Consider the following 14,023-nt stretch of genomic DNA (forward strand, 5'->3'; position numbering starts at 1 on the left):
GACTCTGCTAGTCTTCGATCACTTCTTGCTGTGGCACGGCTTTTAGGTTGGCGGTTTTACGTGTAGATGTAGACTGAGCGCGGGTGTTGCAAGAATAGGTCACCACGGCAGCGCCTTCGGGCGATAAGTCGAGTTCTAAATCTTCGCTGGGTATACAGCAGCAGGGCAGACATTCGTCGGCATTGAGATCGGCTAGAGGCTCGGTTAAATAGCTGACACGACCACTAAGCACTTTTGTTTTACAAGCACCACAAAAGCCACTACGACATTCAGAGAAAATTCTGACTTTTTTGGCCTCAAGAGCTTGCAGTAAAGAGCCGTGCTGCGGGGTAAATAGCAGCACAGGTTGCCCTTGCAGGCGCACAATGGGCGCCTTGGCAAAGGGATTATTCAATGGATGGCTCTTTAGCTGGTTCGACTTAGTCATTTCGTAATCTAGTCATTTCACAATCAAAAGTGATTAGAGATCGAAATCAAGAAATTCATCACTGTCGACGGCTGCATCAATTTGGCCGACCAGATAGGATGACACTTCCACTTCTTGTGGGGCCACTTGCACTGCGTCACTCTCTAGCCAGTTTTTCATCCATGGCAGTGGGTTAGTTTGTTCTGCGTAAGGTAGCGGCAGGTTAACTGACTTCATCCGTTGGTTGGTAATGTACTCAACATATTGGCAGAGGATCTGCTCGTTTAGACCGATCATTGAGCCGTCTTTGAACAGGTATTTTGCCCATTCTTTTTCTTGTTCGGCGGCTTTTAGGAACAGGTTATAGGCTTCCTGTTGGCATTCTGCGGCAATCTCGGCCATCTCAGGATCGTCTTTGCCGCCCTGCATAATGGTTAAGATATGCTGGGTGCTGTTTAAGTGCAGCGCCTCGTCACGGGCGATAAGACGAATAATTTTCGCGTTACCTTCCATAAGCTTACGCTCAGCGAAGGCAAATGAGCAGGCAAAGCTCACGTAGAAGCGAATGGCTTCGAGCGCGTTAACTGACATCATGCACAGGTACAGTGCTTTTTTCAGGGTGCGGGTATTTACCTCTAAAGGCTCACCATCAATCACATGGGTGCCTTCACCGAGTAAATGATATGTCTGGGTTAATTTGATGAGGTGATCGTAGAACTCTGCAATGTCTGTGGCACGGCGCAGGATCTCATGGTTCACCACGATATCGTCAAAAATCACTGAAGGATCGTTGACGATATTGCGAATAATGTGAGTGTATGAGCGCGAATGAATGGTCTCGGAGAATGACCAGGTTTCAATCCAGGTTTCTAACTCAGGCAGTGACACCAATGGCAAAAAAGCTACGTTAGGCGAGCGACCTTGAATTGAATCGAGCAGTGTTTGGTATTTCAGGTTCGAAATAAAAATATGCTTTTCATGATCGGGTAGTGAGTTGTAGTCGATTTTATCGCGGCTCACATCGACTTCCTCTGGGCGCCAGAAGAAAGACAGCTGCTTTTCAATTAATTTTTCAAACACTTCATATTTTTGTTGGTCATAACGTGCGACGTTTACCGATTGTCCGAAAAACATGGGTTCACGGGTGGCATCGTTGGGTGTTTGGCAAAAAGTAGAGTAGGTCATGGTACGAGTATTCCAATAAGTCGGGATCCCATTGGGATCCCGCAACCGTTAACATTGAAGATTAGATTTTGCAAGCGCCGCCAGCACAGCCGTCATCTTCTTTCTCTATGTTGGTAATGTCATCGTGTTGATCCGATGCACCATCGCGAGTGTTATGGTAGTACAGCGTTTTTACACCTAACTTGTAGGCATTGAGTAAGTCTTTTAGCAGGGTCTGCATTGGGACTTTACGGCCCTCAAAACGCGCTGGATCATAGTTTGTGTTGGCCGAAATCGCTTGGTCAACGAACTTTTGCATGATACCCACAAGTTGTAAGTAACCTTCGTTGCTTGGCATTTGCCATAACAGCTCGTAGTTGTATTTCAGTTCATCAAAATCGGGTACCACTTGCTTTAACTGGCCATCTTTACTGGCTTTCACACTGATCAAGCCGCGTGGCGGTTCGATACCGTTGGTGGCGTTTGAGATCTGTGATGAAGTCTCAGACGGCATCAGTGCAGACAATGTCGAGTTACGTAAACCGTATTCTTTGATATCTTGACGTAGTGTTTCCCAGTCTAAATGCAATGGCTCACTGCAAATCTTATCTAGGTCACGTTTGTAGGTATCGATAGGTAAAATACCTTGAGCGTAAGTGGTCTCATTAAATAATGGGCACGCACCTTTTTCTTTCGCCAGATTCATTGACGCTTTGAGCAGATAAAACTGAATCGCTTCAAAGGTCTTGTGAGTCAGATTGTTCGCGCTACCATCGGAGTACTTCATACCATTCTTCGCTAAATAGTTAGCGAAGTTGATAACACCAATCCCTAAGGTACGACGGTTCATCGACGAAATTTGCGCCGCTTTGATTGGATAATCTTGGTAATCCAGCAGGTTATCTAAGGCTCGCACGGCTAAATCAGCTAATGGCTCCAGTTCCGCTAAATCGGTAATTGTCCCTAGGTTTAATGCCGACAGTGTACAAAGAGCGATTTCGCCGTTTGGATCGTCAATGTTATTCAATGGCTTAGTCGGCAGAGCGATTTCAAGGCAGAGGTTAGACTGTCTGATCGGTGCAACTTTTGAGTCAAATGGACTGTGGGTGTTACAGTGATCCACGTTTTGAATGTAGATACGGCCTGTAGAAGCACGCTCTTGCATCATCAGTGAGAATAATTCAACCGCTTTTAATGTCTTCTTGCGAATGCTGCTGTCTTGCTCATATTGCAGATATAAACGCTCAAATTCGGCTTGATCTTCAAAGAAGGCATCGTAAAGACCGGGTACGTCCGATGGGCTGAACAGGCTGATATTTTCGCCTTTGATCAGACGTTGATACATCAGTTTATTCAGTTGCACGCCGTAGTCTAAATGACGGATACGGTTATCTTCAACGCCACGGTTATTTTTCAGTACTAGCAGCGATTCAACTTCTAAGTGCCAAATAGGATAGAAGAGGGTAGCTGCACCGCCGCGCACGCCGCCTTGCGAGCACGATTTCACCGCAGTTTGGAAATACTTGTAGAAAGGTAAGCAACCCGTGTGGAAGGCTTCGCCACCACGGATTGGGCTTCCTAATGCACGGATACGACCGGCGTTGATACCGATACCAGCGCGTTGGCTCACGTATTTTACGATAGATGATGCTGTCGCGTTGATTGAATCCAAGCTATCGCCACATTCAATCAGTACGCATGAGCTAAACTGACGAGTCGGCGTACGCACTCCCGCCATGATAGGCGTTGGCAGTGAAATCTTAAAAGTCGATACCGCGTCGTAAAAATCTTTGACGTATTGCAGACGCGTAGCTTTTGGATAGCGGGCAAACAAACAGGCCGCCACCAGAATATAGAGGAACTGGGCGCTCTCATAAATCTCGTGGGTGACGCGGTTTTGAACCAGATATTTACCTTCAAGCTGTTTAACGGCTGCGTAAGAGAAGTTCATATCGCGCCAATGGTCGATATAAGTATCCATAATATCGAGTTCTTCGCGGGTGTAATCCTGCAGAATATGCATATCATACTTACCCAGCTCTACCAGCTTAGTGACATGGTCATATAACTTGGGCGGCTCGAACTGACCAAAAGCCTTCTTACGCAAATGGAATACGGCTAAACGCGCAGCCAGAAACTGATAATCTGGTGACTCAGGGGAAATTAAATCCGCCGCAGATTTGATGATCGTTTCGTGGATAGCTTCGGTTGGGATCCCATCGAAAAACTGTAAATGCGTGCGAAGTTCAACTTCAGAAACAGAAACGTTTTTTAATCCCTTGGCTGCCCAAGTAATTACGCGGTGTATTTTGTCGAGATCAATTGTCTCACGTGCACCACAGCGTTTTGTAACTGTCATATTGCTATTCATTGAAGAGAGGCCTTGGTTCTGATATCTGTTCAGGTGAACTAAGTCACCGTACGTTTCCTTGTAAAACAATCAACCTGAAAACCCTTAATACTGTTGACTATGGTGAAAATAGTCGATTTAGCGGGGAACTTCTAGTGTGTCTGATTGCTACCTATACACAAGATATGGTGTTTTAAATAATCTGAGATACAAGATAGTGAGGTTTGCTATTATTTGCAAGTCTCAATTTAGGGGGTATCTTGTGGATATCTTGAGGATAAAAAAATGCGTTAGTAATGACTAACCCTGTAGCTCAAATTGAGATTAGCGTGCGTCTGATATGGCGAATTTTTATTCCGATCCCGCAGTGTGATCGATCGCTAAAATAAGCAGCGATCACGATCGCGGGGATTGACCCATAGCGTTAATTCTATTAATAGCTATCAGCACGAATCCTGATTCGCGCTTATTTTGTTAACGCTTGGCTTAGTGCCGAATGTAAATTCGAAGGCGTCGTAAACTGTGCATAGGCAGGCCATGCATCGGGTGTATCGTCCTCGCCCAAATATCCCCACAGCGCTACACCGCCGAGCATGCCCGCCGCTTGGGCTGCGAGTAAATCCCGCTCGGCATCGCCTAAATAAAGGATGTGCTGTGGCTTGCACTGCAACTGCTGCGCGCCCAATAGCATAGGTGCGGTATGGGGCTTAGGGTAACGGGTCGAATCGCCGCTGATCATCACTGGCATACGCGAGCTGAGCTTAAGTTTATGTAACAGGGGACGAGTAAAGCGGGCAGGTTTATTGGTGATGACTCCAAATGGCACGCGGCATAACTCGAGCCAGTCAAGCAGTGGGGAAATACCTTCAAACAATTGGCAATGGTCGCCATTGATCCTTTGATAGTGGGCAAGGAGTCCTTGCTGGACTTGGGTGCGTAGCACCTCATCTGCGCCTGGAATGGCCGCATCGACTAAGGCAAAGCTGCCATGGGAGGCGGCGCTACGCATGTCTGCAAAGGGTTTTGCTGCAATACCGACATCAGACAAACTGAGGTTAAGGGCCTGAACCAGATCCGGCGCGGTATCGGCAAGGGTACCATCAAGGTCGAATAAGACCCCTTTAACCTCAGCTAAACCCATCTTAATCTGCCTTTTGCGTTGCAATCATATAGTTTACATCGACCTTAGATGTGTACTTAAAAATCCCTGTTAACGGGTTATAAGTGATCCCAAGGGCGTCTTTGCAGATGAGGTCGGTGTTATCGACTAACTCAATCAATTCGGAAGGTTTAATAAACTTATTATGATCATGAGTGCCAATCGGTAACATCTTCAGTAGATATTCAGCACCGATAATGGTTTCGACAAAGGATTTAACATTGCGATTAATTGTAGAGAAAAACACAAAACCACCGGGTTTTACCATATCGCAGCAGGCTTGGATCACTGATTGGGGATTGGGTACGTGTTCGAGCATCTCCATGCAGGTCACCACATCATAGTATTCGCGGTGATCTTCCCTATGAGCCTCGGCGGTGTTTTTCACGTAATGGATGCTCACACCGGTTTCCAGCGCATGCAAGCGTGCAACTTCTAACGGTTCTTCACCCATATCAAGACCATCAACCACTGCACCGATGCGCGCCATACTTTCGGATAAAATGCCACCGCCGCAACCGACGTCGAGCACTTTTTTACCAAAAATCCCGCCAGCAGTTTGATCGATATAGTTTAAGCGAAGGGGATTTAATAGATGCAGTGGTTTAAACTCGCCATTGAGATCCCACCAGGTTTCGGCCATACGTTCAAACTTTGCGATTTCCTGTGGGTCTACGTTGGTATTCTGTTGCATGCGATTACCTAAAGCGGCTGAATAGTGCGGCTATTATAACGACAATGGTGGATAAACACAGTATTGGCTGATTCTAAGTCTTTGTGGTTGAGTGAAATTTCAGCAATTATCATTAATTCTTAAACACTTTGTGAAGCGGAGCGGTTTTTCTGCTCGGATATTAATCAAGTCTTGGACTCAATTTCGCCATTAACAACCGATTTTATCGGGTTTAAAAGTGCAAATTGACAGTGTTTTCATCTATTAAGCCACATCCTTCTCAATTCGCGCAGGATAGGTCTGGCGACATTAAATAACTGTGTTAGAATGCCAAATCACGTTTTTGGGCCGCTCAATGATACGGATTATGCGTTGTCGGCTAATTTTCAGGGGAACGAGCAGTTTATGACTGATCTGGCATCATCTATTTCGCCAATTAATATCGAAGACGAACTAAAGAATTCGTACCTTGATTACGCCATGAGCGTCATCGTAGGACGTGCATTACCAGACGTGCGTGATGGCCTTAAGCCTGTACATCGCCGCGTGCTGTTTGCCATGAGTGAATTGAAGAACGATTGGAACAAGCCGTACAAAAAGTCTGCCCGTGTGGTCGGTGACGTGATCGGTAAATATCACCCCCATGGTGACTCGGCGGTATACGACACTATCGTGCGTATGGCTCAGCCTTTCTCACTGCGTTACACCTTAGTCGACGGTCAAGGAAACTTCGGTTCGGTTGACGGTGACTCTGCCGCGGCAATGCGTTATACCGAAATCCGGATGGATAAGTTAGCGCACCAGCTCCTTGCCGATCTTGAAAAAGAAACCGTTGACTATGTGCCAAACTACGACGGCACAGAACAAATTCCTGCGGTATTACCGACACGCGTACCTAACCTGTTGATTAACGGTTCATCGGGTATTGCGGTAGGTATGGCGACTAACATTCCGCCTCACAACTTGACCGAAGTCGTTAAGGGCTGTTTAGCGCTAATTGCCGATCCTGCGCTGTCTATCGAACAGTTGATGGAACATATTCCTGGCCCAGACTTCCCAACGGCGGCGATTATCAACGGCCGTAAAGGCATTATCGATGCATATAAGACGGGCCGCGGCCGTGCAGTAATGCGCGCACTGGCTGAAGTCGAAACCGAAGATAATGGCCGTGAACGCATTATCGTCACCGAAATTCCTTATCAGGTGAACAAGGCGAAACTCATCGAGAAAATCGCTGAGTTAGTGAAAGATAAGAAGATTGAAGGCATCAGCGGCCTGCGCGACGAGTCTGACAAAGACGGTATGCGTATCGTTATCGAAATCAAACGCGGCGAAGTGGGCGAAGTTGTCCTGAACAACCTCTATGCCCAGACACAAATGCAATGTTCTTTTGGTATCAACATGGTGGCATTGACCAATGGTCAGCCTAAGTTGTTTAACTTAAAAGAAATGCTTGAGTGCTTTATCCTGCACCGCCGTGAAGTGGTGACTCGCCGTACCGTATTCGAACTGCGTAAAGCGCGCGAACGCGCCCATATTCTTGAGGCATTAGCGGTCGCGCTTGCTAACATCGACCCGATTATTGCGCTGATCAAAGCGTCGCCAACCCCAGCAGACGCTAAAGTCAAACTGGTTGAGCAGGGCTGGGCACTGGGTCATGTGCAGGGCATGCTTGAAAAAGCGGGTGACGATGCGGCGCGTCCAGAATGGTTAGAGCCAGAATTCGGTATCCGTGATGGTTTATATTACCTGACTGAGCAACAGGCTCAGGCAATCCTTGAGCTGCGCTTACACCGTTTAACCGGTCTTGAGCACGATAAGATCATCGCCGAATACGAAGAACTGCTCGAGTTCATCGCGGGTCTGCTGTTTATTCTGCGCAGCCCTGAGCGTTTGATGGAAGTCATCAAAGAAGAGCTGGAAGAAATTCTTGCTGAATACGGTGATGCTCGCCGCACTGTCATCAACGCCAATGAAATTGATATGAGTCTTGAAGACTTAATCAACGAAGAAGACGTGGTTGTGACCCTGTCACACTTAGGTTACGCCAAGTACCAACCGCTGAGCGATTACCAAGCCCAGCGCCGTGGTGGTAAAGGTAAAGCCGCAACTAAAGTGAAAGACGAAGATTTCGTTGAAAAACTGCTGGTTGCGAATACCCACGACACGATTCTGTGCTTCTCAGATTTCGGTAAGATGTACTGGCTCAAGGTCTATCAATTACCGCTGGCGAGCCGTACATCGCGCGGTCGTCCGATTGTTAACCTGCTGCCGCTGGCCGATGGTGAGCGCATTACGGCGATTCTGCCGGTGCGTGAATACGCAGAAGATAAGTACATCATCATGGCGACCTCTAACGGTACCGTGAAGAAGACTGCGCTAACGGCCTACAGTAACCCACGTGCAAACGGCATTATTGCCGTTAACCTGAAAGACGGTGACCAACTGATCGGTGTCGATATCACCAATGGTGATGATGAGATCATGTTGTTCTCCAATGAAGGTAAAGTGGTTCGCTTTAAAGAAGGCGAAGAAGTGGCCGTACTCGATGAAAACGGCAACCCAGTGCTGGACGAAGAAGGCAACCCACAAATCAACTTCAAGGGCGTGCGTCCAATGGGTCGCGGCGCGACCGGTGTTCGCGGTATCAAGCTCGAAGAAGGTCAAAAAGTAGTGTCTCTCATCGTACCTAAGGGCGATGGCGCTATCTTAACCGTGACCGAAAACGGCTATGGTAAACGTACTGAACTGTCTGAATATCCATCGAAGAGCCGCGCGACCAAAGGTGTGGTATCGATCAAGGTGAGCGAGCGTAACGGTGCAGTGGTTGGCGCGGTACAAGTTGGCGGCAATGATGAAATTATGCTGATCAGCGACAAAGGTACCTTAGTCCGTACGCCTGCGAACGGTGTGTCTATCATCGGTCGTAACACTCAAGGTGTGACTATTATCCGTACCGCAAGTGACGAAAAAGTGGTTGGTCTGCAACGTATCGATGAGATCCAAGGCGACGAAGATGAAGTCGAGCTGGATGAAAACGGTATGCCAATCGTCCCAGTTGTCGCTGAAGGTGACTCTGTTCAAGAAGAGCCTTTAGAGGATGAACTGGAAGAAGAATTAGACGAAGACGAAGAGCTTGACGACGAGCAAGACGAAGACTAATTCGAGAGTATGAAAACGAGCGTCCAATTGGACGCTCGTTTTTTTCATGGCAACGTTTTATTTTATGAATTCTAATATCATGGTTTGTAAATAAGGAGAGTGGCAGTGAGCGCGATTTATAATTTCTGTGCAGGTCCTGCGATGTTACCCGCAGCGGTAATGAAAAAAGCACAACAGGAATTACTCGATTGGAATGGGCTAGGTGTCTCCGTGATGGAAGTCAGCCACAGAGGCAAGGAATTTATCGCGCTGACCAAGCAAGCTGAGGCGGATTTACGCGAGCTGATGCACATTCCACAAAACTATCATGTGCTGTTTATGCACGGCGGTGGTCGCGGTCAGTTCTCTGCCGTTGTGAATAATTTTTTAGGCAACCAAGGCCGAGCCCTGTATTTAGTCAGTGGTCAATGGTCTTCTGCAGCATTAGCCGAAGCAAAAAAGCTGGCGGGCGACGCACAAATTGACAGCCTTAACATTGTTGAAAAACATAATGGACTCAATGCGGTAGTATTGCCTGAACTGCATAAGATTGATGCTGATTACCGTTATGTGCACTACTGCCCAAATGAGACAGTTGATGGTATCGAAATTTTTGATGAGTTAGACAGTCCATGGCCGATTGTCGCCGATTTATCGTCAACCATTATGTCGCGTGAAATTGATGTCAGCCGTTATGGTTTAATCTATGCTGGTGCACAAAAGAACATTGGTCCTTCGGGCTTATCCATCGTGATCGTGCGTGATGATATGTTGAAACTGCCGAGTTTAACCCAATCATCGATCATGGATTACCGTTTAGCGGTAGAGCATGACTCTATGTTCAACACCCCTCCAACCTTTGCTTGGTACTTAGCGGCGGAAGTGTTTGCTTGGCTCAAATCCTTAGGTGGTGTAGCCAGTATCGCGAAAATCAATCAGCAAAAAGCGCAAATGCTGTATGCCTGTATCGACGCCAATCCTTTCTATAAAAATGGTGTGGTGGCTGCGAACCGCTCACAAATGAACGTGACCTTTCAACTGGCGGATGAGTCCCTCGATGGCGCCTTCTTAAAAGAGGCCGAAGCGGCGGGCTTAGTGGCTTTAAAAGGGCACCGAATCGTCGGTGGTATGCGTGCAAGCCTATACAATGCAATGCCACTGGAAGGTGTTGCCGCGCTGGTGACATTTATGAATGAGTTTGCAGCGAAACATCACAAGATGTAGTCCGCGCTCGCCCAAGGCACATAAGTTTTAAGCTGTTATACGCAAAAGCGAATGCACATATGCATTCGCTTTTTTGTTGGCTGGATTTGGTTATACCAATCACATTAAATATCTAATCAGTTCAGAGCCTCACAGGCATCTCAATCCAAGGCGCATTGACGAAGAAATGGTTATTCCCTTTTAAGTCAATGTAACACGGGAGTGAGATGCCTGTGAGGCTCCCGCTGGGCGGGGTTGAACGGGCTTTATACTGCGTTTAAGGCTTTCGACAGAGCGCCACTATGCCTTCAAGCCTTCGCCTTGTCTAAAGCCCGTTTAACTCCCGCTGAATGAACAGATATTTAATACGATTGGTATTAGATGCAACCCAGATAAGCTTGAGCAATGGCACTTGTACCGAGCAAGCCTGTGAGCCGGCACGCATAACAGACTAATATACTTAGCAATCTATTGGGTAAGTTTTATCTTATTGTTTATCATGATTAAAAGTTGATATTTTGATTTTTACATAAGATAAATTACTAGGAAACCACTGATGGATTTAGCCAAGCTTTCGCGCATTAGTATGAAGCACTTAATCACTTTGCATGTGATGCTCGATACTCTGAGCGTTACCGCTAGCGCCGAACGTTTATGCTTAAGCCCTTCATCTGTCAGTAAAACCTTAAGCCAGCTTCGAGACAGTTTGAATGATGAACTGTTTTACCGTAACGGTAACTCACTGGTTGCAACGCCTTTAGCCAAACGATTAGGCCCAAGCGTGCAACAAATGATCAATGATATGAATCAGATCATGAGTCAAGATGCGTTTACCCCAACAAACTATGAGGGGCGGTTTACACTGGCAATGCGCGAAAGTACTTTTGAGCTGCTGGCCGCCAAACTCAGCGCCCATATTTTGGGTTTGGCGCCCCATATTCATCTCGATATTTACAGCAAAGACAATATCGGTTTTGATGGACTCATTAATGGCTCGTTAGATTTTGTACTGTTACCCCATGATTTGAGTCAGCCTAATCCTTCGCAAGATGATCTCGTGTGGGAAACCTTGTTCAGCGATGAAATGATTTGCTTAATGAACTCATCCCATCCCTTGGCCAAACAATCGCATATCAGCTTTGATGATTATCTCAGCTTCAGCCATATAGGCATCACAGATACGGATCTGAGTACACCTTATTTTGATATTTTACTCGCTCAGCAATCTCAAAAACGTGCGGTACCTATTTCGGTGCCAGACTTTGGCAGCGCGGCGTTAATGTGTCACCACAGTGAGCTGCTGTTTACCTGCTCGCGCCGCTGGGCATCTATCGCCAGCCAAGCCAAAGGTTTAACCGTCAAATCGTTACCCATCGAATATGGAAAAGTGGCTTATAGCCTCGTTTGGCATAAACAAAGTATGAAGGATCCCGCACTACGCTGGCTGTACGAGCAGATCCTGCTTTGTAGCCATTAAAGGTAGATGGACGGTAAGACGATATTTGTTAAGCCTCGCTGGGCAAGGGAGGCTGCTAAGGCTTCAATATCGGTTTGAGTGCAACTTGGCCAAGTTAACGCCTCATCAACCACGCCATGGTGGTGAAAGGCGTTTAATTTCACCCGCGTATCGGCACCAAGTGTCAGTAAATAGCAAGATAGCGCGTCTATTTCCTGCTCAAAATCCGTAATACCCGGAATATGCAGCAATCTTACTTCATACAGTTTTTGCTGCTGCGCTAAGAGTTCAATCGATTTGAACACCGCATGGTTATCTCGCCCGGTAATGTATCTATGGGTCTCTTTTTGCCACGCTTTAAGATCCACCATAGCGCCGTCTAAAAAGGGCAGCAGTTTATGCCAGCCTGTGAGGCTCAAACTGCCATTGGTATCGAGCATACAGGTTAACTGTGATAACGACGTTGAGGCCTTAATCGCTTTAAATAATTCAATAATATATGGCAGTTGTAGACTTGCTTCACCGCCGCTCACCGTAATGCCATTAATAAAATGACGCTGATGGTGGATAATCGCCAAGATCTCTTCAACAGTGTATCGGGTGACTTTAGGATTAGCTTGTTTTGGACACACAGCAAGACAAGTATCGCACTGGCTACAACGATCTTTATCCCAATGGATCTGATGTTTATTGTTAGCGGTTATCAACGTCAGCGCCTTGTCAGGGCAGGTGGCGATGCAATCGCCACAGCCATCGCATAAGCCTATGGTATGTGGGTTATGGCAGTTTTTACATTGATAATTACAGCCTTGCAGGAATAATACGAGCCTGCTGCCAGGCCCGTCGACGCAGGAAAACGGCAATAGCTGACTAACTATTGCCTGCTTATTTATGGCTGGTTTAGTTAACGACACAGGGAGAATGCTCATGGGCAATTACGCGTGCTTGGCGTTGTAATATGCCGGTATTCTGTGCGGCTTCTGCTCCTAAACCCGTGGTATTAAGGCGCGAACCGCATTGTTTAAATGCTTCAATATCAGAGCGTTTTACCATATAGCCAGTGACACGCATTAAATCGTTAGAGGCCACATTGGCGGTAAATTCCCTAAAGCCTAACTCCAGCGCCGCTTTACACAGCTGGAACATAGCTTGAGGATTTGATTTGACGGTTTCATCTATGGTCAAAATATCGCTGATCCCCGCCGTATAATACTGGTGATGCTGTGCGAGGGCTTGAATATGGGCGATGGGATTGGGTTCCGTGCCATAGGGAATACGAACGCCGGGTGTCACGTCCTTATCGAGACTAATACCGCCCTGTGAATGCAGCAGCGCTCGTCCATGATAGCCATAGGTGACGGGCGTGGATTTTACTATGGTATCGAGGGCGGCAGAAATACGGTAGCCAAGTTGGTTTGCATCCATGCTATGCCCATAGCCTGTGGGTTTGTTTGATTCAGATGATTTGTCTGTCTCACTTGTCATCAGAGCTTGCAGAATATTCACCGCTTCAGCCATACCATAAATACCAAACATGGGTGCAAAGCGCGATTCATCAATCAATTGTTCTTTAACTAAAAAGCTATCAAAGAAGTGCGACTCTTGATGTAAAAATGCTGAGCGCGCCTCGATAAGTTCGAAGGTGAGTGAGCAGTAATAGGGCAAAACACGCTCAAAAAAGTCATTGATTGATGTGGCTTTTAATGCCACTTCTTTCAGATTGAGTCTAACCAAGGTATTAGCGCCGCCTGCTAATGGTAAGGCATTGTAGCAACTCACAATACCAAAGCCGCGCTTGTCAAATACACTGGCATGCAGAGGATAGTTGGCGATATGCGGTTTACTGCACTGACAAATATTGGTGGCCGCAATCTGCAATAATTCATCCGGCGTGACGGCGGGGTCATACATAAAGGTCAAATTGGGGGCAACTTGTTTGAGCTCGGCATCAATGCGCAGTAGGGTACGGCAAACAATGTTGTCTGTTGGGCCAATATTAACGTGCATAAAGGCGTCGGGCAGGGTTCTGTCGAGCATTATCCAGAACAGCTTTAGTTTACGATAAAGGACATCCGCATCCATTCCTTCCACGAAAGGCATCAAAATGTCGTCCAACTGACCTAAATACACGGGGATATTGGTCACCGATGGCACATGGTGATACAGAATCGTTAAGGCATTGAGGGCTTCATCTAAATCCTGTGCAGGTGAAAGCTCTAAATATTCTGAGCCTTGCTGAAGATAACGGGCATAATCTGGCAATACATAACGCGGTTTAAACGGTGCATGGCCTTCAAACATATCGCAGATCACGCCGTCATTCATTGCCGCGTTAACCTCAGTCGATATCGGCATATAGGGCAAACTTGCCTCAGCCTCCAACGCTAAATAGTTAGATTTTTGCTTAGGTGAAAGCTGCGGGCTCGTGACGATTTGTATTAATTTATCTTGTAATAACATGGCGGAATACC

10 protein-coding genes are annotated in these 14,023 nt (G+C 46.8%); 3 read left to right on the forward strand and 7 right to left on the reverse strand.

Annotation, left to right across the window (positions count from 1 at the left end; translation table 11 throughout):
* Nucleotides 1-7: 7 nt before the first annotated feature.
* The 5 genes from yfaE to ubiG form a co-directional block, all read right to left on the reverse strand.
* Nucleotides 8-427, reverse strand: coding sequence for a class I ribonucleotide reductase maintenance protein YfaE (yfaE, locus tag MMG82_RS11735; RefSeq protein WP_047540017.1), 420 nt, complete (start codon nt 425-427; stop codon nt 8-10).
* A 33-nt stretch (nt 428-460) separates the two neighbouring features.
* The gene (nrdB, locus tag MMG82_RS11740) at nt 461-1,591 is read right to left on the reverse strand and encodes a class Ia ribonucleoside-diphosphate reductase subunit beta (protein ID WP_037418877.1); all 1,131 of its coding nucleotides are present in this window, start codon (nt 1,589-1,591) and stop codon (nt 461-463) included.
* A gap of 61 nt (nt 1,592-1,652) precedes the next feature.
* Nucleotides 1,653-3,941: a class 1a ribonucleoside-diphosphate reductase subunit alpha gene (nrdA, locus tag MMG82_RS11745; protein WP_047540019.1), complete on the reverse strand. Its 2,289-nt coding sequence runs from the start codon at nt 3,939-3,941 to the stop codon at nt 1,653-1,655.
* Nucleotides 3,942-4,386: 445 nt separating this feature from the next.
* Nucleotides 4,387-5,061, reverse strand: a complete 675-nt coding sequence (locus MMG82_RS11750) for an HAD-IA family hydrolase (RefSeq protein ID WP_047540021.1) — start codon at nt 5,059-5,061, stop codon at nt 4,387-4,389.
* A 1-nt stretch (nt 5,062) separates the two neighbouring features.
* The gene (ubiG, locus tag MMG82_RS11755) at nt 5,063-5,773 is read right to left on the reverse strand and encodes a bifunctional 2-polyprenyl-6-hydroxyphenol methylase/3-demethylubiquinol 3-O-methyltransferase UbiG (protein WP_047540023.1); all 711 of its coding nucleotides are present in this window, start codon (nt 5,771-5,773) and stop codon (nt 5,063-5,065) included.
* 384 nt (nt 5,774-6,157) lie between these two features.
* On the opposite strand from ubiG, the gene gyrA reads away from it, so the two are divergent.
* The 3 genes from gyrA (at nt 6,158) to MMG82_RS11770 (ending at nt 11,573) form a co-directional block, all read left to right on the forward strand.
* A complete protein-coding gene (gyrA, locus tag MMG82_RS11760) occupies nt 6,158-8,914 on the forward strand; it encodes a DNA gyrase subunit A (RefSeq protein ID WP_047540902.1) in 2,757 nt (918 codons plus the stop codon).
* 105 nt (nt 8,915-9,019) lie between these two features.
* Entirely contained in the window at nt 9,020-10,117 is a 1,098-nt protein-coding gene (gene serC, locus MMG82_RS11765; protein ID WP_039978102.1) for a 3-phosphoserine/phosphohydroxythreonine transaminase, read from the forward strand.
* Between the two features lie 535 nt (nt 10,118-10,652).
* Complete coding sequence (locus MMG82_RS11770; protein WP_241406883.1) at nt 10,653-11,573, forward strand: LysR family transcriptional regulator; 921 nt, start codon at nt 10,653-10,655, stop codon at nt 11,571-11,573.
* Here the strand turns inward: MMG82_RS11770 and MMG82_RS11775 are convergent.
* Together MMG82_RS11775 and MMG82_RS11780 are read right to left on the reverse strand one after the other, a co-directional pair.
* Nucleotides 11,570-12,481, reverse strand: coding sequence for a YjjW family glycine radical enzyme activase (locus MMG82_RS11775; protein ID WP_173944689.1), 912 nt, complete (start codon nt 12,479-12,481; stop codon nt 11,570-11,572). The genes MMG82_RS11770 and MMG82_RS11775 overlap by 4 nt on opposite strands.
* Complete coding sequence (locus MMG82_RS11780; RefSeq protein ID WP_047537818.1) at nt 12,453-14,012, reverse strand: YjjI family glycine radical enzyme; 1,560 nt, start codon at nt 14,010-14,012, stop codon at nt 12,453-12,455. Before MMG82_RS11780 ends, MMG82_RS11775 begins: the two co-directional genes overlap by 29 nt.
* Nucleotides 14,013-14,023: the final 11 nt, after the last annotated feature.

Origin of the sequence: Shewanella sp. MM_2022_3 (assembly GCF_022557375.1) — a bacterium.
In the GTDB taxonomy this organism is placed as follows: Bacteria; Pseudomonadota; Gammaproteobacteria; order Enterobacterales; family Shewanellaceae; genus Shewanella; species Shewanella xiamenensis.